The sequence below is a fragment of the Staphylococcus sp. Marseille-Q5304 genome, from assembly GCF_943737015.1.
Lineage (GTDB): Bacteria > Bacillota > Bacilli > Staphylococcales > Staphylococcaceae > Staphylococcus > Staphylococcus hsinchuensis.
The window spans coordinates 1,817,755-1,840,867 of sequence record NZ_CALSFP010000001.1 but is presented as its reverse complement, the minus strand read 5'-3'; the positions used below and the strand labels follow the sequence as shown (position 1 = coordinate 1,840,867).

Sequence of the window (23,113 nt, the reverse complement as noted above, 5' to 3'; positions counted from 1 at the left end):
GCTGCTTTGATGAAAGTAAACACGCAATTTTTGAGGGGTGAATCTGTTTGGCAGGTCAATTTGTCCAATATGGAAGACATCGTAAACGTAGAAACTATGCGAGAATTTCAGAGGTATTAGAATTACCAAATTTAATAGAAATCCAAACTAAATCTTATGAGTGGTTCTTAGAAGAAGGTTTATTAGAAATGTTTAGAGACATTTCACCGATTGAAGACTTTACTGGCAACCTTTCATTAGAGTTTGTCGATTATCGTCTTGGAGAACCAAAGTATGATTTAGAAGAATCTAAAAACCGTGATACAACGTATGCTGCACCTTTACGTGTGAAAGTGCGTTTGATTATCAAAGAAACTGGTGAAGTCAAAGAACAAGAAGTATTTATGGGTGATTTCCCATTAATGACTGACACTGGTACTTTCGTAATCAATGGTGCTGAACGTGTTATCGTATCACAATTAGTTCGTTCACCATCCGTTTATTTCAATGAGAAATTAGATAAAAATGGTCGTACAAACTTCGATGCAACGATTATTCCTAACCGTGGTGCTTGGTTAGAATATGAAACAGACGCCAAAGACGTTGTTTACGTACGAATTGACAGAACAAGAAAGTTACCATTAACAGTGTTACTTAGAGCATTAGGTTTCTCTTCAGATCAAGAAATTGTAGATTTACTTGGTGAAAGTGAATATCTACGTAATACGTTAGAAAAAGATGGTACTGAAAATACTGATCAAGCGTTATTAGAAATTTATGAACGCTTACGCCCTGGCGAACCACCTACATTAGAAAACGCTAAAAGCTTGTTATATTCACGTTTCTTCGATCCAAAACGTTATGACTTAGCAAGTGTAGGTCGCTATAAAACAAATAAAAAACTTCACTTAAAACACCGTTTATTCAATCAAAAATTAGCAGAACCAATTGTTAATTCTGAAACTGGTGAAATTGTAGCTGAAGAAGGTACTGTTTTAGATCGTAGAAAGATTGACGAAATTATAGACGTACTAGAATCAAATGCAAACAGTGAAGTATTCGAATTAGAAGGCAGTATCATTGATGAGCCTGTTGAAATACAATCAATTAAAGTTTATGTACCAAATGATGAAGAAGGCCGTACAACTACAGTCATCGGTAATGCATTCCCAGACTCAGAAGTGAAATGTATTACCCCAGCAGATATTATTTCATCAATGTCATACTTCTTTAATTTACTAAGTGGCATTGGATTCACAGACGACATTGACCATTTAGGTAACCGTCGTTTACGTTCAGTAGGTGAATTACTACAAAACCAATTCAGAATTGGTTTATCAAGAATGGAACGTGTTGTTCGTGAAAGAATGTCAATCCAAGATACAGATTCAATCACACCACAACAACTTATTAATATTCGTCCAGTTATTGCATCTATTAAAGAGTTCTTTGGTAGTTCGCAATTATCACAATTCATGGACCAAGCCAATCCATTAGCTGAGTTAACACATAAACGTCGTCTATCAGCGTTAGGACCTGGTGGTTTAACACGTGAACGTGCACAAATGGAAGTGCGTGACGTACACTACTCTCACTATGGTCGTATGTGTCCAATCGAAACACCAGAGGGTCCAAACATTGGTTTGATTAACTCATTATCAAGTTATGCACGCGTGAATGAATTTGGTTTCATTGAAACGCCATATCGTAAAGTTGATATTGAAACAAACTCAATCACTGATCAAATTGATTACCTTACAGCTGATGAAGAGGACAGCTACGTTGTTGCCCAAGCCAATTCAGTATTAGATGAAAATGGTCGTTTCATGGACGATGAAGTCGTTTGTCGTTTCCGTGGTAACAACACAGTGATGGCTAAAGAAAAAATGGACTACATGGATGTATCACCTAAACAGGTAGTATCAGCTGCGACAGCATGTATCCCATTCTTAGAAAACGATGACTCAAACCGTGCATTAATGGGTGCGAACATGCAACGTCAAGCGGTACCATTGATGAACCCAGAATCACCATTCGTAGGTACAGGTATGGAACACGTTGCCGCTCGTGACTCAGGTGCAGCAATTGTTGCTAGACACAAAGGTCGCGTTGAGCACGTTGAATCTGATGAAATCCTAGTACGTCAAATTATCGAAGAAGATGGTCAAGAATACGAAGGTGAATTAGACCGTTATCCATTAGCTAAATTCAAACGTTCTAACACTGGTACTTGTTATAACCAACGTCCAATCGTTAGCAAAGACGATGTTGTTACTAAAAATGAAATCTTAGCTGACGGTCCTTCAATGGAATTAGGTGAAATGGCATTAGGTCGTAACGTAGTTGTTGGTTTCATGACATGGGAAGGTTACAACTACGAGGATGCTGTAATCATGAGTGAACGTCTTGTTAAAGATGACGTTTACACTTCAATTCATATTGAAGAATATGAATCAGAAGCACGTGATACTAAATTAGGACCTGAAGAAATCACACGTGACATTCCAAATGTTGCAGATAGTGCACTGAAAAACTTAGACGAGCGCGGTATTGTATATGTCGGCGCTGAAGTTAAAGATGGAGATATTTTAGTTGGTAAAGTAACGCCTAAAGGTGTTACAGAATTAACTGCAGAAGAAAGATTACTACATGCAATCTTCGGTGAAAAAGCACGTGAAGTTCGCGATACTTCATTACGCGTACCTCATGGTGCAGGCGGTATTGTACTAGACGTTAAAGTCTTCAACCGTGAAGAAGGCGATGACACGTTATCACCTGGTGTAAACCAATTAGTACGTGTTTATATCGTTCAAAAACGTAAGATTCATGTCGGAGATAAAATGTGTGGACGTCACGGTAACAAAGGTGTTATTTCTAAGATAGTACCGGAAGAAGACATGCCTTACTTACCAGATGGTACACCAATTGATATCATGTTAAACCCACTAGGGGTTCCATCACGTATGAATATCGGTCAGGTATTAGAGCTACATTTAGGTATGGCTGCTAAGAACTTGGGTATTCACGTTGCATCACCAGTATTTGATGGTGCGAGTGATGATGATGTTTGGTCTACAATTGAAGAAGCAGGCATGGCTCGTGACGGTAAGACTGTATTATATGATGGTCGTACAGGCGAACCATTCGACAACAGAATTTCTGTTGGTGTTATGTACATGTTGAAACTTGCACACATGGTAGATGATAAACTACACGCACGTTCAACTGGTCCATACTCACTTGTTACACAACAACCACTTGGTGGTAAAGCACAATTCGGTGGACAACGTTTCGGTGAGATGGAGGTATGGGCACTAGAAGCTTATGGTGCTGCATACACACTTCAAGAAATCTTAACTTACAAATCAGATGATACAGTAGGTCGTGTTAAAACATACGAATCTATTGTTAAAGGTGAAAATATCACTAAACCAAGTGTTCCAGAATCATTCCGCGTATTGATGAAAGAGTTACAAAGTTTAGGATTAGACGTTAAGATTATGGATGAACATGACAATGAAATTGACATGCATGATAACGAAGATGAAGATGTTGTTGAACGCAAAGTAGATTTACAACAAAAAGACGCTCCAGAATCTCAGAAAGAAATCACTGACTAATCGCATTTAAGTTGAAGGAATAATTCGAATTGAGGGCAGGCGTAGCAAATATGCTAGCCGACCTCAATATCGGTTGTTCCATTTATTGATATAAAGTAATCAATCAATTTGCACAGCTAATCTAAATTGAAGGAGGTAGGCTCCTTGATTGATGTAAATAATTTCCATTATATGAAAATAGGACTCGCTTCACCTGAAAAAATCCGTTCTTGGTCATTCGGTGAAGTTAAAAAGCCAGAAACAATTAACTATCGTACTTTAAAACCAGAAAAAGATGGTCTATTCTGTGAAAGAATTTTCGGACCTACAAAAGACTGGGAATGTAGTTGTGGTAAGTATAAACGCGTGCGCTATAAAGGCATGGTTTGTGACAGATGTGGTGTTGAAGTAACGAAGTCAAAAGTACGTCGTGAAAGAATGGGACATATTGAATTAGCTGCCCCAATATCACATATCTGGTATTTCAAAGGCATCCCAAGTCGTATGGGTCTATTATTAGATATGTCACCAAGAGCGTTAGAAGAGGTTATTTATTTCGCTTCTTACGTGGTGGTAAATCCAGGTCCAACAGGCTTAGAAAAGAAAACTTTACTTTCTGAAGCAGAATACAGAGAATATTATGATAAATTCCCAGGTCAGTTCACTGCTAAAATGGGAGCTGAAGGAATTAAAGATTTACTAGCAGAGATCGATTTAGATACTGAACTTAAATCATTACGTGATGAGTTAGAGTCAGCTACTGGCCAAAGACTTACACGTGCAATTAAACGTTTAGAAGTCGTAGAATCATTCAGACATTCTGGTAATAATCCAGCGTGGATGATTTTAGATGTACTACCTATTATTCCACCAGAAATCAGACCAATGGTTCAATTAGATGGTGGACGTTTTGCTACAAGTGATTTAAATGATTTATATCGTCGTGTCATTAACCGTAACAATCGTTTAAAACGTTTATTAGACTTAGGTGCTCCTGGCATCATCGTTCAAAATGAAAAACGTATGTTACAAGAAGCAGTTGATGCGCTTATCGATAATGGTCGTCGTGGCCGTCCAGTTACTGGACCAGGTAACCGTCCATTAAAATCGTTATCTCATATGTTAAAAGGTAAGCAAGGTCGTTTCCGTCAAAACTTACTTGGTAAACGTGTTGACTATTCAGGCCGTTCTGTTATCGCAGTAGGACCTAACTTGAAGATGTATCAATGTGGTTTACCAAAAGAGATGGCGTTAGAACTATTCAAACCATTTATTATGAAAGAATTAGTTCAACGTGAAATTGCTACAAATATCAAAAATGCTAAAGGTAAAATCGAACGTATGGACGACGAAGTATGGGATGTGCTTGAAGATGTAATTCAAGAACACCCAGTACTATTAAACCGTGCGCCAACACTTCACAGATTAGGTATTCAAGCATTTGAACCTACGTTAGTTGAAGGTCGTGCGATTCGTCTACATCCACTTGTTACAACAGCATACAACGCCGACTTTGATGGTGACCAAATGGCCGTCCACGTACCACTTTCTAAAGAGGCACAAGCAGAAGCACGTATGTTAATGCTTGCTGCACAAAATATCTTGAACCCTAAAGATGGTAAACCAGTTGTTACACCATCACAAGATATGGTATTAGGTAACTATTACTTAACTTTAGAACGTACAGATGCTGTTAACACAGGTACGATTTACAACGATACAAACGAAGTATTAAAAGCATACGCCAAAGGTTACGTGCACTTACACACACGTATCGGTGTACATGCAAGCTCATTCAACAATCCGACATTTACTGAAGAGCAAAACAAAAAAATCTTAACGACATCAGTAGGTAAAGTGATATTCAATGAAATCATTCCTGATTCATTTGCTTATATCAATGAACCTTCACAAGCGAACTTAGAAGATAAAACACCAGATAAATACTTTGTTTCTGCTACTGAATTAGGTGAAGAAGGACTTAAAGGTTACTTTGAAGATAAAGAATTAATTGAACCATTCAACAAAAAATTCTTAGGTAACATTATCGCAGAAGTCTTCAATAGATTTAGCATTACAGATACTTCTATGATGTTAGATAGAATGAAAGACTTAGGATTCAAGTTCTCATCTAAAGCTGGTATTACAGTTGGTGTATCAGATATCGTTGTTTTACCTGATAAACAAGATATCCTTGATGAATCAGAAAAATTAGTAGAACGTGTTCAAAAACAATTCAACCGTGGTTTAATCACTGAATTCGAGCGTTATAACGCAGTTGTTGAAATTTGGACAAACGCTAAAGAACAAATCCAAGGTGAACTTATGGGCTCACTTGGTAAGACAAACCCAATCTTCATGATGAGTGACTCTGGTGCCAGAGGTAACGCTTCAAACTTCACTCAATTAGCAGGTATGCGTGGTCTGATGGCAGCACCATCAGGTAAGATCATTGAATTACCAATCACTTCATCATTCCGTGAAGGTTTAACAGTATTAGAATACTTCATCTCAACTCACGGTGCGCGTAAAGGTCTTGCCGATACAGCACTTAAGACAGCCGATTCAGGTTACCTTACACGTCGTCTTGTTGACGTTGCTCAAGACGTTATCGTTCGTGAAGAAGATTGCGGTACTGACCGTGGTTTACTTGTATCTGATATCAAAGAAGGTACAGAAATGATCGAACCATTCAACGAACGTATCGAGGGGCGTTACGCAAAAGAAACAATGCGTCACCCAGAAACTGATGAAATCATAGTAAGACCAGATGAGTTAATCACACCAGAAATTGCAAAACAAATTACTGATGCAGGATTTGAACAAATGTACATCCGCTCAGCATTCACTTGTAATACACGTCATGGTGTATGTGAACGTTGCTATGGTAAGAACTTAGCAACAGGTGAAAAAGTTGAAGTTGGTGAAGCTGTTGGTACTATCGCCGCTCAATCAATCGGTGAACCAGGTACTCAGCTTACAATGCGTACATTCCATACTGGTGGGGTTGCCGGAAGCGATATCACACAAGGTCTTCCACGTATCCAAGAGATTTTCGAAGCGCGTAACCCTAAAGGTCAAGCAGTAATTACTGAAATTGAAGGTGTTGTAGACGACATCAAACTAGGTAAAGACCGTCAACAAGAAATCGTCATTAAAGGTGCAAATGAAACAAGATCATATCTTGCTTCAGGTACAGCACGCTTGAAAGTTGAAACTGGTCAAAGCGTTGACCGTGGTGAAGTTCTAACAGAAGGTTCAATTGAACCTAAGAACTATTTATCTGTTGCAGGTCTAAATGCTACAGAAAGTTACCTATTAAAAGAAGTTCAAAAAGTTTACCGTATGCAAGGTGTTGAAATCGACGATAAACACGTTGAAGTTATGGTTAGACAAATGTTACGTAAAGTTAGAATCATCGAAGCTGGTGACACTAAATTACTACCAGGTTCACTTGTAGACATTCATAACTTTACTGATGCCAACCGTGAAGCATTCAAAGGTCGTAAGCGTCCAGCGACTGCGAAACCAGTATTACTTGGTATTACGAAAGCATCACTTGAAACTGAAAGCTTCTTATCTGCTGCTTCCTTCCAAGAAACAACTCGAGTACTTACAGATGCAGCAATTAAAGGTAAACGCGATAACTTACTTGGACTTAAAGAAAATGTTATCATCGGTAAATTAATTCCAGCCGGTACAGGTATGAGAAGATATAGCGATGTTAACTATGAAAAAGCTTTATCACAACAAGAAGTTGTTGAAGAAACAGAAACTACTGAATCTTAATTCGGTTTAGTTAGACAATCAAAGGGAACGGGACAGAAATCGAATTTTCTAATAGAGATTTCGTAGTCCCACCCCGGCAAGGATGACTAGGATTGAAAAAAGCTTATTCTAAGCGCATTTTCAATTCAGACATCTACTGCCAAGTTGATAAAGAGTCTGAGACACCAATTTTGTCTCAGACTCTATTTTTATAAAAGTATCCCAAAGTGACACTGTTATAAAACTTAGATAAAGTCATCAGATTTTTAGATAATTTTCAGAAATAGTGCAATTACAAGTTGACCAGACACTATAGAAAATGTTATTATTATTTAGGTTGATGCAAGCAGAACTTTGGAGGATATGTAATTGTCTAATGAAAAAGTTGCACGCTTTAACAAACAACATTTTGTAGTTGGTCTTAAACAAACGCTTAAAGCTTTGAAACGAGACCAAGTTGCATCATTGATTATTGCTAAAGACGTTGAAGTCTATTTATTGACTCGCGTGTTAAGCCAAATCAATCTTCAAAATATGCCTATCACATACTTCGAGAGTCAACAGGCTTTAGGAGAATATGCAGGCATTAATGTTAATGCAATGATTGTTGCATTATTAAAATGAGATTAGTAAGAGTAATCTTACTAAATTTTATTTAACCTTTAAATGAACCACCTGGATGTGTGGGATTATAAATTCAAGAGAGGAGGACACAAATCATGCCAACTATTAATCAATTAGTACGTAAACCAAGAAAAAGCAAATCAAAGAAATCTGATTCACCAGCATTAAACAAAAATTTCAACAGTAAAAAGAAACAATTTACTGATTTAAATTCTCCACAAAAACGTGGCGTTTGTACGCGTGTTGGTACAATGACACCTAAAAAACCAAACTCTGCGTTACGTAAATATGCTCGTGTACGTTTATCAAACAACATCGAGATCAATGCTTACATTCCTGGTATCGGACACAACTTACAAGAACACAGTGTTGTACTTGTACGTGGTGGACGAGTAAAAGACTTACCTGGTGTGCGTTATCACATTGTTCGTGGTGCACTTGATACTTCAGGTGTAGATGGACGTAGACAAGGTCGTTCATTATACGGAACTAAAAAACCTAAAAATTAATTTAAAGATTACGTAAATATTCGCTATAGAAATTAAAAATATATTATAATAGGAAGGGAGGATTTAAATCATGCCTCGTAAAGGATCAGTACCAAAAAGAGATGTGTTACCAGATCCAATTCACAACTCTAAATTAGTAACAAAATTGATTAACAAAATTATGTTAGATGGTAAACGCGGAACAGCTCAAAGAATTCTTTATTCTGCTTTCGATATCGTGCAAGAACGCAGCGGTCGTGAAGCAATCGAAGTATTCGAAGAAGCTATCGACAATATCATGCCAGTATTAGAAGTTAAGGCTCGTCGTGTTGGTGGTTCTAACTATCAAGTACCAGTAGAGGTTCGTCCAGAACGTCGTACTACTTTAGGTTTACGTTGGTTAGTAAACTATGCACGTCTTCGTGGTGAAAAAACTATGGAAGAGCGCTTAGCAAACGAAATCTTAGATGCAGCTAACAACACTGGTGGAGCAGTTAAGAAACGTGAGGACACTCACAAAATGGCTGAAGCTAACAAAGCATTCGCTCACTATCGTTGGTAGGATAGAAGCTTTCTCCCTGAGTATGTTTCGTAATGATAGTTTACTATCACAGGTGCATGCTTAGGGCATCGCCATATTTATAGTATTTATTCGCAGTAATACTGGAAGGAGAAAAATACATGGCTAGAGATTTTACTTTAGAAAGAACTCGTAATATTGGTATCATGGCTCATATCGATGCTGGTAAAACAACTACGACTGAACGTATTCTTTACTATACTGGACGTATCCACAAAATTGGTGAAACGCACGAAGGTGCTTCACAAATGGACTGGATGGAACAGGAGCAAGATCGTGGTATCACAATTACATCTGCTGCTACAACAGCACAATGGGATGACCACCGTGTAAACATCATCGATACACCAGGACACGTAGACTTCACAGTTGAGGTTGAACGTTCATTACGTGTACTTGATGGTGCAGTAACTGTACTTGATGCGCAATCAGGCGTTGAACCACAAACTGAAACAGTTTGGCGTCAAGCTACAACATACGGTGTACCTCGTATCGTATTTGTAAACAAAATGGACAAATTAGGTGCAAACTTCGAATATTCAGTTAGCACTATTCATGACCGTTTACAAGCAAATGCACAACCTATCCAATTACCAATTGGTTCTGAAGATGATTTCGATGCAATCATCGACTTAGTTGAAATGAAATGTTTCCGTTATACAAATGACTTAGGAACTGACATTGAAGAAATCGAAATTCCTGACGATCATAAAGAGCGTGCGGAAGATGCACGTTCAACATTAATCGAAGCAGTTGCTGAAACTAACGATGAATTAATGGAAAAATATCTTGGTGACGAAGAAATCTCTAACGAAGAGTTAAAAGCTGCTATCCGTAAAGCAACTACTGACGTAGAATTCTACCCAGTACTTGTTGGTACAGCATTCAAAAACAAAGGTGTTCAATTAATGCTTAACGCGGTAATTGATTACCTACCATCACCATTAGATGTTAAACCAATCGTTGGTCATCGTTCAGACAATCCTGAAGAGGAAGTTATTGCGAAAGCAGACGATAATGCAGAATTTGCTGCATTAGCATTCAAAGTTATGACTGACCCTTATGTTGGTAAATTAACATTCTTCCGTGTTTATTCAGGTACGTTATCTTCAGGTTCTTACGTTAAGAACTCTACGAAAGATAAACGTGAACGTGTAGGTCGTTTATTACAAATGCACGCAAACTCACGTGAAGAACTTAATACAGTATACTCAGGCGATATCGCTGCTGCGGTAGGTCTTAAAGATACTGGTACAGGTGATACTTTATGTGGTGAGAAGAACGATATCATCTTGGAATCAATGGAATTCCCTGATCCAGTTATCCACTTATCAGTTGAACCTAAATCTAAAGCAGACCAAGACAAAATGACAGCTGCTTTAGTTAAATTACAAGAAGAAGACCCAACATTCCACGCTCACACAGATGAAGAAACTGGACAAGTTATCATCGGTGGTATGGGTGAACTTCACTTAGACATCTTAGTTGACCGTATGAAGAAAGAATTCAACGTTGAATGTAACGTTGGTGCGCCAATGGTTTCATATCGTGAAACATTCAAGCAACCAGCTGAAGTTCAAGGTAAATTCGCTCGTCAATCAGGTGGTCGTGGACAATATGGTGACGTTAAAATCGCCTTCGCTCCTAACGAAACAGGCGCAGGTTTCGAATTCGAAAACGCTATCGTTGGTGGTGTAGTTCCACGTGAATACATTCCATCTGTTGAATCTGGTTTACAAGATGCAATGGAAAACGGTGTATTAGCTGGTTATCCATTAATCGATGTTAAAGCTAAATTATATGATGGTTCATACCACGATGTCGATTCATCTGAAATGGCCTTCAAAATTGCTGCATCATTAGCACTTAAAGAAGCTGCTAAAAAATGTGATCCAATTATCTTAGAACCAATGATGAAAGTAACAATCGAAATGCCTGAAGAGTACATGGGTGATATCATGGGTGACGTAACAGCTCGTCGTGGACGTGTTGATGGTATGGAACCTCGTGGTAATGCACAAGTTGTTAATGCCTTTGTACCACTTTCAGAAATGTTCGGTTACGCAACTTCATTACGTTCTAATACACAAGGTCGCGGTACATACACTATGTACTTCGATCACTATGCAGAAGTTCCAAAATCTGTAGCTGATGAAATCATCAAGAAAAACAGTGGTAACCAAAGCGAATAATTAAATAGATAGCGTATTGAATTTTCAATGCTCACTATTTAATTTCAATCGTATAGTGTTATACTGCTTGTAGTTTTATCAATTGATTTTTTGGGAAAAATGCATTATAAAGGAACTATATGTTGCTTTATTCAATAAAAAATAATTATTTTCTCATGATGGTGAGAAACTGTCATGAGAGATAATTTTAAAATAATTTTCTAACAGAATAGGAGAGATTTTAAATGGCTAAAGAAAAATTTGATCGTTCAAAAGAACATGCCAATATTGGTACTATCGGTCACGTCGACCATGGTAAAACAACTTTAACAGCTGCTATTGCAACTGTTTTAGCGAAAAACGGAGACACAGTTGCTCAATCATATGACATGATCGACAACGCTCCAGAAGAAAAAGAACGTGGTATTACAATCAATACTGCACACATCGAGTATACTACTGACAAACGTCACTATGCTCATGTTGACTGCCCAGGACACGCTGACTATGTTAAAAACATGATCACTGGTGCTGCGCAAATGGACGGAGCTATCTTAGTAGTATCAGCTGCTGACGGCCCAATGCCACAAACTCGTGAGCACATCTTATTATCACGTAACGTTGGTGTACCAGCATTAGTTGTATTCTTAAACAAAGTTGACATGGTAGACGACGAAGAATTATTAGAATTAGTTGAAATGGAAGTTCGTGACTTATTAAGCGAATACGACTTCCCAGGTGACGATGTACCTGTAATCTCAGGTTCAGCTCTTAAAGCATTAGAAGGCGAAGCTGAATACGAAGAAAAAATCTTAGAATTAATGCAAAATGTTGACGATTACATTCCAACACCAGACCGTGACTCAGACAAGCCATTCATGATGCCAGTTGAGGACGTATTCTCAATCACTGGTCGTGGTACTGTTGCTACAGGCCGTGTTGAACGTGGTCAAATCAAAGTCGGTGAAGAAATCGAAATCATCGGTATGCAAGAAGAATCAAGCAAAACTACAGTTACTGGTGTAGAAATGTTCCGTAAATTATTAGACTATGCTGAAGCTGGTGACAACATCGGTGCATTATTACGTGGTGTTGCACGTGAAGATGTACAACGTGGTCAAGTTTTAGCTGCTCCTGGAACTATCACTCCACACACTAAATTCAAAGCGGAAGTTTACGTTTTATCTAAAGACGAAGGTGGACGTCACACTCCATTCTTCACTAACTACCGCCCACAATTCTATTTCCGTACTACAGACGTAACAGGCGTTGTTAACTTACAAGAAGGTACAGAAATGGTTATGCCTGGCGATAACGTTGAAATGAACGTTGAGTTAATTTCACCAATCGCTATCGAAGATGGTACTCGTTTCTCAATCCGTGAAGGTGGACGTACTGTTGGATCAGGCGTTGTAACTGAAATCCACGAATAATCTCTATATTTGCTAGAAATATTAAGAGCCTCCCAAAAGGGAGGCTCTTTTTTTGCTATTATTTTCTTTAACTTTTAGATTGCCATATCATTTATTTTCTTTAACTTTTAGATTGCCATATCATTTATTTTTTTCACATGAATAACATCTTCTAATTCTAATATTTTCATAAATTCACTTGTGGCGTATTTCATCGCTTGCTCATCAATATTAAATTTAGGACTGTGGTGAGGGTAATCTGTCTCTTTCTGCTTATTGCCACATCCTGTTAAAAAGAACGCGCCTGGTCTTACTTTTTGATAATGTGAAAAATCTTCTCCTACCATCATTAAATCAGCTTCGTTAAATCTTAGATTGATTTCATTTGCTGCTTGTTTAACTATTTCATAACAATTTGCATTATTGTTAACTGGTAAATATCCTTTTATATATTCAAAATCATAGGTTATATCATTGGCTATAGATAAGCCTTTTAATAATTTCTCTAATTTTTCTATAATGTGGTCTTGAACCTCAGTATCAAATATTCGGACTGTGCCTTTACAAACTGCTGAGTCTGGTATGACATTATCAGCTGCACCTGCTTGTATCATACCGAAACTAATAACGGCTTGTTTAACTGGATCTATTGTTCTTGAAACAAGCTTTTGCGTACTTAAAATGAACTCAGATAATATAACGATTGGGTCTATGGTCTCATGTGGTTTGGCCCCATGGCCACCTCTACCGTTGATTGTTATTTGGAATTCATCAGGTGAAGCCATCATTGGTCCAGGTCGAGAATAAATCGTACCAGTAGGATAACCACTCCATAGGTGGTTTCCATAAATTCGGTCAACATTTTGTAGGCAACCAGCATCAATCATTTTTTGAGAGCCACCAGGCATAAGTTCTTCTCCATATTGGAAGATAAGCACCACATCACCATTTAAGCAATTTAAATGTTCTTCTATTAAATCAGCTACACCTAGTAAAGTTGCAGTATGACCATCATGACCACACGCATGCATGACTCCTTTATTTTTTGATTTGTAAGGCACATCGGCTAACTCTTCAATAGGTAATGCGTCAAAGTCAGCACGCAAGGCAATCGTTGGTCCGTCACCTCTACCTTTAAATGTAGCAATGATTCCATTTCTACCTACAGGAGCTTGTATATCACATGATAATTGACTCAAGTGACTTAAGATAAATTCATGTGTGTGGTGTTCTTTAAATGAAAGTTCAGGATATTGGTGTAAGTAACGACGGATTTGTATCATTTTATTCTCTTTTTCACTCGCAAGTTGGAACCAATCAATCATGATCATCCATCCTTCCTGTTTATTTTTAATAAGTATATCATTTAACTTATAGGCTATGTAGGTGAAATTGAGATCAAAGTACGCGCATTTTCAACTAAAGTAATAATTCTTCCTTAACATTATAAAATAAGGTATGATTAAAGTGATTAATACTATTCAAAGGGGGATGTGTCATGGTTCAATCTCTACACTCATTTTTAGATGACAACATTCAATATTTAAAAGATAACGGTCTATATAACGAAATTGATTCAATCGAAGGTGCCAACGGACCGGAAATAAAGATTAATGGTAAGCAATACATCAACTTATCTTCTAACAACTATTTAGGTCTTGCGACAGACGAAGATTTAAAGCAAGCTGCTAAAGAAGCAATCGATTCTCACGGCGTAGGTGCTGGTGCAGTAAGATCGATTAATGGAACACTTGATTTACATGACGAATTAGAAGAAACACTTGCTGAATTTAAAGGTACAGAAGCTGCTATTGCCTATCAATCTGGGTTTAACTGTAATATGGCTGCAATTTCTGCAGTAATGAATAAGCATGATGCAATCTTATCTGATGAACTGAATCACGCTTCTATTATTGATGGTTGTCGCTTATCTAAAGCTAAGATCATTCGCGTAAACCATTCTGATATGGATGATTTAAGAGCAAAAGCGAAAGAGGCTGTAGAATCAGGACAATTTAACAAAGTTATGTATATTACTGATGGCGTATTTAGTATGGATGGTGATGTAGCAAAGTTACCTGAAATTGTAGAAATTGCTGAAACATACGGTTTGATTACGTACGTAGATGATGCTCATGGTTCTGGCGTAATGGGGAAAGGCGCTGGTACGGTGAAACATTTCGGTTTACAAGATAAGATAGATTTTCAAATTGGAACATTATCTAAAGCAATTGGAGTAGTTGGTGGGTATGTAGCAGGTACGCAATCACTCATCGATTGGTTGAAGGCACAATCAAGACCATTCCTTTTCTCTACATCATTAGCACCAGGAGATACAAAAGCAATTACTGAAGCCGTTAAAAAGCTTATGAATTCAACTGAATTACATGACAAATTATGGGATAACGGGAATTACTTAAAGGCTGGATTAAAAGATTTAGGATTTAATATTGGCGAGTCAGAATCACCAATCACACCTGTCATTATTGGAGATGAAAAGGAAACACAAATGTTCAGCCAACGTTTAAAGGAAGAAGGCGTCTATGTTAAATCAATTGTCTTCCCTACAGTACCAAAAGGAACAGGCCGTGTGAGAAATATGCCAACAGCCGCACATACTAAAGAAATGTTAGATCAAGCTCTGAAGGCATATGAAAAGGTTGGAAAAGAACTCGGTACGATTAAGTAATTAAAAACATAACATAACATAACGTTCGAAGATAAAGTATCGCAATTTTCGAACGTTATATTTTTGTCGAAAATGCAATATTTTAATAAATAAATGTGGTTGCATTTCATTTTTATAGGTCTTATTATGAGAGCGTTAGCTAATTTTATATCATAGTGTTCATATGAAACGTAAAAACAGAAATTGAATGTTGTAACGGAAGGGAGCGTCAAAAATGGAATTTAGAGAATTAACCATGGCAGATGAACCACTATATTGTAACTATATCAGCGAATGGATTGACCATGATGAAAAGATTGTGCCAAGTATAACAAACATTACGAGATATGATAATTTTTCACAATTAGTTCATTTCTTAGCAGATAGTAAATCAAGTGATGATTTTGTAGATAATACAACACTATTTTTAATTGATGATGACGAAATCATAGGAGCTGCCAATATACGTCATGAACTCAATGACCGTTTGAAAAAAGCTGTGGGACATATCGGATATGGCGTTCGAAAAAAATATCGTGGCAAAGGCTATGGTACAAAAATTCTTAAAAAATCGTTAGATTATGCCTCAAGAATTGGAATTACAGAAGTTTTAGTAACGTGTAAACAAGGCAATGACGCTTCAGCCGCTGTCATAATGAACAATGGTGGAGAAGAAATTGAGTCATATCATAGAGAAGATGGCACAGTATTTCGTAGATTTATCATAGAAAATGGATAAAATATTATAAAATGAGTAGAACCCTCTAACCTTCGTGATATTGCGAAGGTTAGAGGGTTTTTGTTGTTTTACAAAATTATTGCGCCCTAAAATGTAAATTACAACAAGGTTATATAATTATTAAGTATGTGTAAATTCAAGAAAAAATATTTTCAAAAGCGAAAAAGAGTCTTGTACAAAACTGATGTATTTGGTTTAATAATATTAAATTTAACTTTTTTCAGGAGGTATACATGGAAAGTACAGTGGATTTAACTAAGATCTTAAAGATGCTAAAGAATAATTTGAAATTATTAATTATACTACCTTTAATATTCTTACTCATCAGTGCAATAATTTCATTTTTCTTTATAGACAATAAATATCAGGCAACTACCCAAGTACTCGTAAATGAAAAAGAAAAAGACCCCAAGATGATAGCACAAGAAGTTCAAAGCAACATACAACTAGTGAATACATACTCGGAAATAGTAAAAAGCCCTAGAATTATTAATAAAGTATCAGAAAAGTTAGACAACAAATACACATCTAAAGAACTTGAAAGTATGTTATCGGTAAATAATCAAGCAGAAACTCAGTTATTAAATATCAATATTACAAGTAAAGATAAAAAAGAATCTGAGAAAATAGCGAATGCTTACGCAAATGTGTTTAGTAAGGAAGTTCCCAAAATTATGAGTGTAGATAACGTTTCTATATTATCTCATGCAGACGGAACGAGTAAGCAAGTAGAGCCTAAAACAATTATCAATTTAGCGTTAGGTATATTTATTGGTTTAGCATTAGCTCTATTAATCATAGGATTTAAAGCACTGTTTGATAAACGTATTAAAAATGAAGAAGATGTTGAACGACTACTAGATATACCAGTATTAGGTTCAATACAGAAATATGAGTAGAAGGGAATGTAAATATGTCTAGATCTAAACGAAATGTTTCACCATTAATAGTGCATAATAAACCCAAATCTATCGTCAGTGAGAAATTTAGAGGTATTCGTTCAAACATTATGTTTTCGAATGCAAATGAAGAGATTGGGAGTGTTTTGATATCTTCTGAGAAACCATCATCTGGTAAAAGTACAGTTTCTGCTAATTTAGCAATTACTTACGCCCAAGCAGGTTATAAAACTTTAGTAATCGATGGAGATATGAGAAAGCCCACACAACATTATTTGTTTAATTTATCAAACCAAAGCGGTCTTTCTAATTTAATTATTGGTAAAGTAATTAAAAAAGATGCAATAAAAAATACGCACGTAGACAATTTAGATGTTTTAACGGCAGGTCCAGTGCCACCAAATCCATCTGAATTAATTGGTTCAAAAAAATTTGAAGAATTGTTTCAACATTTATTAGCAGAGTACGATTTTATTGTAATAGACACTCCGCCAGTGACTACTGTGACTGATGCACAATTGTATGCACAGTTGGTAGAAAATTGCATCTTAGTCATTGATAGTGAAAAAAATGATAAGAAAGAAGTCATTAAAGCCAAAGAATTACTAGAAAAATCTTTTGGAAAAGTAATTGGTGTTGTATTTAATAAGTCAAAAGTAGAAAAGAATTCAAATTATTACAATTACTATGGAGATGAGGGCAATGTTTGATATACATAATCATATTTTGATTAATGTAGATGATGGGCCTCAATCGAAAGAAGAAGCTATTACTTTACTTAAGCAAGCATCGAACGAAGGCGTGACAGATATTATTGCCACACCACATCACTTAACGACACGTTTTAATAATGATATTCAATCAGTAAAAAATAATATCAATACTTTAAAAGAGTTAATCAATGAAGAAAAAATAAATATCAATATATACCATGGCCAAGAGATAAGAATAACGGATCGTATTATTGAGGAAATTGATACAGGTTCTATTTCCGGAATAAATGATTCGCAATATCTATTAATTGAATTCCCTTCTAATGAAGTTCCACATTATACACAAAATCTTTTTTATACATTACAAAATATGGGATATATTCCAATCATCGCACATCCAGAGAGAAACAAAGTTATTAGTCAAGACTTGGATGTGCTTTTTGATTTGGTCAACAGTGGCGCTTTAGCACAACTTACTTCTGGATCATTGACAGGTCAATTTGGTAAAAAAGTAACGCAAAATTCAATCAAAATGATAGAAAATAACTTGGTACATTTTATTGCTTCAGATGCACATAGCACAAACGAAAGACCATTTATAATGAATTCACTCTTCGATAACAAGAAATTAGAAGATTATCATGGGGATTTAAATGAATATTTAACAAATGCAAAAAAATTAATAAATAATGAAAAAATCACTAAATATAGACCAATTCAAGATTATAAAAAGAAAAAGTGGTTTGGGATATTTTAGAAATAAATAAATGAGGGATGTTTTGTGACACAGATTTCAAAGAAAGTTCGCTTAATGGGACTAATATTAATCGATTCATTAATAGTGACTTTCTCAGTATTTTTAGGATATTTTATTCTAGAACCCTATTTTGAAAATTATTCAATAAAAGTATTATTGTTTTCCGCAATCAGTCTTTTGGTATTTCACCATTTATTTGCTGCGTTATTTAACTTATATCATCGTGCTTGGGAATATGCGAGTGTAAGTGAATTATTGCTAGTAGTTCGGGCAGTTTCTAGTTCTATTATTGCCACGATTGTTATCGTACCAATATTTACAGGAATATCACCATTTTTTAGATTGTATTTCATTACGTGGATGATGCATCTCATACTCATAGGTGGTTCAAGGATATTTTGGAGAATTTATCGAAAATACATTGTAGGGAAATCGGTAAAAAAAACGCCAACGCTTATTGTAGGAGCTGGGCAAGGTGGATCTTTACTAATACGACAAATGTTAAGAAGCCCTAATATGAGAATGGAACCAGTCTTAGCAGTAGATGATGATATCAATAAACAACGTATTGCGATTGCTGAAGGTGTCAAAGTACAAGGTGTTATCAATGATATACCGATGCTTGTAAAGAAATATGAAATTAAAAAAATTATTATTGCTATTCCAACTTTAAGCGCAGATAGGCTAAAAGAAATTAACGAAATTTGTAATATCGATGGCGTAGAAATGTTTAAAATGCCAAGCATAGAAGATGTAATGTCGGGAGAATTGGAAGTAAACCAACTTAAAAAAGTGAAAATTGAAGACTTGTTAGGAAGAGACCCAGTTGAACTAGATATGGCAATGATTTCTAAAGAATTAACAAATAAAACAATCATGATAACGGGTGCTGGAGGCTCTATTGGCTCAGAAATCTGTAGGCAAGTATGTAAATTTAAGCCTAATAAAATTATTTTACTTGGTCATGGAGAGAATAGCATTTATTTAATCCACCATGAGCTAACTAATAAATACGGTAAAGAGATTGAAGTTATCCCAGTTATCGCAGATATTCAAAACAAAACGCGTTTACAAGAAGTGGTAAATGAATTTAAACCATATGTAATCTACCATGCTGCAGCACATAAACACGTACCATTAATGGAATACAACCCTAGAGAAGCAGTAAGAAACAATATTATTGGTACAAGGAATATTGCTGAAACGGCAAAAGAAGTAGGAATACGAAAGTTTGTAATGATATCAACTGATAAAGCTGTTAACCCACCTAATGTGATGGGGGCATCAAAGCGTGTTGCTGAAATGATTATACAAAGTTTAAATGAACCAGAAGGTAGCACTGACTTTGTCGTTGTACGCTTTGGTAATGTATTAGGTTCTAGAGGTTCAGTAATTCCTTTATTTAAGAAACAAATAGAAGCGGGTGGACCAGTTACAGTAACCCATCCTGATATGACGCGTTATTTTATGACTATACCAGAAGCTTCAAGACTTGTATTACAAGCAGGTGCCTTAGCACAAGGTGGAGAAGTATTTGTTTTAGATATGGGTGAACCAGTCAAAATTGTAGATTTAGCTCGAAATCTTATTCGTTTGAGTGGAAAAAAAGAAGAAGATATTGGAATCGAATTTTCTGGGATACGACCTGGAGAAAAGCTATATGAAGAATTATTAAATGAAAATGAAATACATCCAGAGCAAGTATACGAAAAAATATATATTGGTAAAGTTTGTCTCGAAAATAAATCAGAATTATATGAATTTATAGAAGAATTAAGCGAACATTTTGATAAAGAACAATTAATTAAGTTTGTAAATAAATAATTTTATATTACAGTTTTTAAAGGAGCTAATAATTGTGGGATTAAATAGAAAAGTAGCAGTAATTGGATTAGGTTATGTAGGAATGCCTCTAGCAGTTGCATTTGCAAAGCATTTTGAGGTTATTGGATTTGATATTGATGCAGAGAAAATTGAAAAATATAAAAACAATATTGACCCAACAGGAGAAATTGGTAGTGAGAAATTAAAGGAAACGACACTGAACTTTACTTCATCAGAGGAAGAGATAAAAGATGCAGATTTTTATATAGTAACAGTGCCTACACCTATCAACCAAGATAATACACCTGATTTAAAACCTGTGGAAGGTGCAACTAAACTAGTAGCAAAATATGTTAATAAAGGTGATTATATCATTTATGAATCAACTGTATATCCTGGTGTAACAGAAGATATATGCGTTCCATTAATCGAGGAAATTTCTGGTTTAAATTCACCTCATGATTTTAAAGTTGGTTATTCACCAGAAAGAATTAATCCAGGCGACAAGAAAAACACAGTTGAGAATATTATAAAAATAGTTTCAGGTATTGATGATGAAGCATTAAATGTAATATCACAAATATATGGAAAAGTAATAAAAGCTGGCGTACATAATGCTTCATCAATTAAAGTCGCTGAAAGTGCTAAAGTAGTTGAAAATAGCCAAAGAGATATCAATATTGCATTTATGAATGAATTATCACAAGTATTTAATCTGATGGGTATCAATACATTTGAAGTTATCGAAGCTATGAATACAAAATGGAACGCCCTTGGGTTTTACCCCGGATTAGTAGGGGGCCACTGTATTGGGGTAGATCCATATTACTTTATATATCAAGCAGAAAACTTAGGTTATTATTCACAAATAATTTCAGCAGGAAGAAAGATTAACAATCAAATGACGCAATTTGTTTCCCAAAATATAGTGAAAGAATTGATGAAAAATAATAAAGCTTCTAACTGTAACATTGTTGTAGCGGGATTAACTTTTAAAGAGGATACACCAGATTTTAGAAATTCAAAAGTCTTAGATGTCATAAAAGAACTAAATGACTATGGAATTAAACCAAATATAGTAGACCCGTTCGCAAAAAGTTTTAAAGGAGAAATTGATGGTGTAATTACCAGTGAGTTTAAATCCGATAAACCTATTGATGTACTGATCTATGCTGTAAATCATAAAGCATTTAAAGATATTGAAGATGAGACATTTATAAATAGCTTAAATCAAGATTCAGCTATAATTGTAGATTTAAAAAATAGATTTAAACAATATGCTAGTGATAAAAGAAAATACTGGTCATTATAAAAAGAAAGAGGGAATCTGTTTGAAAATATTGCATATAAACAGTAATTATTTACATTCACCTTTATATAGTGAGATGTTAAGAAGGTTAGAATATTTTAACATTTACAATGATGTAATAATGCCTAGGAAAAAAGCGGATAATAAACATCTTAACTCAAATTTATTAGAAACAAATTCGAAAATTTATAATTCTCAAATAATTAATAAAGCTGATAGATTCTTATATTTTAGAAAACAAAGAAAAATTAATAATTGGGTTAAAAGTTTAGAAGTTGATTATACTAAGTATGACATAGTACATGCTCATACTTTATTTTCAGATGGATATCAGGCTTACATTTCTAATAGACCATATGTAGTTACTATAAGAAATACAGACGTTAATTATTATCTAAAATATTTTAAACACTTGTATCCTGTTGCTAAAAATATAATTAACAAAGCAAAAAAAATAATTTTTCTTTCTGAATCATATAAAGAAAAATTTCTTGTTAAATTATTTAAGAATGAAAATACAAGAAGTAAAGTTGCTGAAAAGTCAATCGTAATCCCAAATGGCATTAATGATTTTTGGATTAATAATGCTAATAATGAAAATAAAGTGATAAAAGATGAAATTAACGTTCTTTTTATAGGAAGAATAATGAAAAATAAAAATATAGATTTTATAGCTAGAAATTTAAATGATGAAAATTTCAATAAGAAAATAAATATTTATGTAATAGGAGAAGTGATTGAAAATGAATATTATGAAAAACTAAAAAGATTCCATAATGTAGTTTTTTTAGGAAAAAAATCAAAAAACGAATTAATAAATATTATGAAATCAATGCATATATTTGCTATGGTCTCCTTTCATGAAACGTTTGGTTTAGTATATTTAGAAGCATTAACTCAAAATTTACCTCTTCTATATACAAAAAATGAAGGGTTTGATAATTACTTCGAAAATGGAAGAGTGGGTTATGCGGTGAATCCCAATAATGACGAGGAGCTTATCGATAAATTCAAAAAAATTTATAAAGAGTATAACTCACTTCAAGTAAAAATCAGTAATATAAATAAAAATGCATTTAGTTGGGAAAGTAACGCTAGAAATCATCAAAAAATATATATAAATATTTTAAATGAAAATTGAAAATATACATGAAATTTCTCAAAGATATTTTCTTAAATATTTTGTCCCAAGCATTATTTCTGGCTGTTCAACAAATAATTTTATTTCCGATTTTTGAAAGTCATTTAGGGCAAAAAGAGTTTGGTTTTTTTCTATTGTTATATGGAATTTTTAATGTTTTTACCGTTACTATAGCTACCAGTTTTACAAATCTTTATCAAAAAAAACTAAATATTTATATTGATCAATCTCGTGAAGTGAAAACATATTATATTTTTTATAAAAAGATGATAGTTTATTGTTTACTGATTTTATTAATGGTTTTCGTGGTTTTATTCTTTACGAAATTCAATACTCTAAGTTATCTTTTAATTTCAATTTTAGTAATATTAACAACTAGTAGAATGTTTCTAATAGTTTGGTACCGAGTACATAAAAATTATATTTTTATACTTTTTATTAA

At 34.9% G+C, this 23,113-nt stretch carries 16 protein-coding genes; 15 read left to right on the top strand and 1 reads right to left on the bottom strand.

Annotation, left to right across the window (positions count from 1 at the left end; translation table 11 throughout):
- Positions 1-47 precede the first annotated feature (47 nt).
- The 7 genes from rpoB (at position 48) to tuf (ending at position 12,642) form a co-directional block, all read left to right on the top strand.
- Positions 48-3,599, top strand: a complete 3,552-nt coding sequence (gene rpoB / locus NGI30_RS09110; protein ID WP_251943446.1) for a DNA-directed RNA polymerase subunit beta — start codon at positions 48-50, stop codon at positions 3,597-3,599.
- Positions 3,600-3,770: 171 nt separating this feature from the next.
- Positions 3,771-7,367, top strand: a complete 3,597-nt coding sequence (gene rpoC, locus NGI30_RS09105; protein ID WP_251943977.1) for a DNA-directed RNA polymerase subunit beta' — start codon at positions 3,771-3,773, stop codon at positions 7,365-7,367.
- A gap of 348 nt (positions 7,368-7,715) precedes the next feature.
- Positions 7,716-7,970: a ribosomal L7Ae/L30e/S12e/Gadd45 family protein gene (locus tag NGI30_RS09100; protein ID WP_251518587.1), complete on the top strand. Its 255-nt coding sequence runs from the start codon at positions 7,716-7,718 to the stop codon at positions 7,968-7,970.
- A 95-nt stretch (positions 7,971-8,065) separates the two neighbouring features.
- Entirely contained in the window at positions 8,066-8,479 is a 414-nt protein-coding gene (rpsL, locus tag NGI30_RS09095) for a 30S ribosomal protein S12 (protein ID WP_251943444.1), read from the top strand.
- A gap of 70 nt (positions 8,480-8,549) precedes the next feature.
- Entirely contained in the window at positions 8,550-9,020 is a 471-nt protein-coding gene (rpsG, locus tag NGI30_RS09090) for a 30S ribosomal protein S7 (RefSeq protein WP_251518589.1), read from the top strand.
- A 119-nt stretch (positions 9,021-9,139) separates the two neighbouring features.
- Positions 9,140-11,230: an elongation factor G gene (fusA, locus tag NGI30_RS09085; protein WP_251943442.1), complete on the top strand. Its 2,091-nt coding sequence runs from the start codon at positions 9,140-9,142 to the stop codon at positions 11,228-11,230.
- A gap of 224 nt (positions 11,231-11,454) precedes the next feature.
- Complete coding sequence (gene tuf, locus NGI30_RS09080; protein WP_251518605.1) at positions 11,455-12,642, top strand: elongation factor Tu; 1,188 nt, start codon at positions 11,455-11,457, stop codon at positions 12,640-12,642.
- Between the two features lie 107 nt (positions 12,643-12,749).
- On the opposite strand, the gene NGI30_RS09075 is transcribed toward tuf, so the two are convergent.
- Positions 12,750-13,946: a M20 family metallopeptidase gene (locus NGI30_RS09075; protein ID WP_251943440.1), complete on the bottom strand. Its 1,197-nt coding sequence runs from the start codon at positions 13,944-13,946 to the stop codon at positions 12,750-12,752.
- Between the two features lie 173 nt (positions 13,947-14,119).
- Here NGI30_RS09075 and NGI30_RS09070 point away from each other — a divergent pair, with 173 nt between their 5' ends.
- From NGI30_RS09070 to NGI30_RS09035, 8 genes are all read left to right on the top strand, one after another.
- Positions 14,120-15,310 (top strand): glycine C-acetyltransferase, encoded by a 1,191-nt coding sequence (locus tag NGI30_RS09070; protein WP_251943438.1) that lies wholly within the window; start codon positions 14,120-14,122, stop codon positions 15,308-15,310.
- A gap of 214 nt (positions 15,311-15,524) precedes the next feature.
- The gene (locus NGI30_RS09065; protein ID WP_251943436.1) at positions 15,525-16,028 is read left to right on the top strand and encodes a GNAT family N-acetyltransferase; all 504 of its coding nucleotides are present in this window, start codon (positions 15,525-15,527) and stop codon (positions 16,026-16,028) included.
- A 233-nt stretch (positions 16,029-16,261) separates the two neighbouring features.
- Positions 16,262-16,927, top strand: a complete 666-nt coding sequence (locus NGI30_RS09060; protein ID WP_251943435.1) for a YveK family protein — start codon at positions 16,262-16,264, stop codon at positions 16,925-16,927.
- A 14-nt stretch (positions 16,928-16,941) separates the two neighbouring features.
- A complete protein-coding gene (locus NGI30_RS09055; protein ID WP_251943433.1) occupies positions 16,942-17,637 on the top strand; it encodes a polysaccharide biosynthesis tyrosine autokinase in 696 nt (231 codons plus the stop codon).
- A complete protein-coding gene (locus NGI30_RS09050) occupies positions 17,630-18,397 on the top strand; it encodes a tyrosine-protein phosphatase (RefSeq protein WP_251943430.1) in 768 nt (255 codons plus the stop codon). Before NGI30_RS09055 ends, NGI30_RS09050 begins: the two co-directional genes overlap by 8 nt.
- Before the next feature lie 54 nt (positions 18,398-18,451).
- A complete protein-coding gene (locus NGI30_RS09045) occupies positions 18,452-20,221 on the top strand; it encodes a polysaccharide biosynthesis protein (RefSeq protein WP_502960385.1) in 1,770 nt (589 codons plus the stop codon).
- 34 nt (positions 20,222-20,255) lie between these two features.
- Positions 20,256-21,533: a nucleotide sugar dehydrogenase gene (locus tag NGI30_RS09040; RefSeq protein WP_251943426.1), complete on the top strand. Its 1,278-nt coding sequence runs from the start codon at positions 20,256-20,258 to the stop codon at positions 21,531-21,533.
- Positions 21,534-21,552: 19 nt separating this feature from the next.
- The gene (locus NGI30_RS09035) at positions 21,553-22,671 is read left to right on the top strand and encodes a glycosyltransferase family 4 protein (RefSeq protein ID WP_251943424.1); all 1,119 of its coding nucleotides are present in this window, start codon (positions 21,553-21,555) and stop codon (positions 22,669-22,671) included.
- Positions 22,672-23,113: the final 442 nt, after the last annotated feature.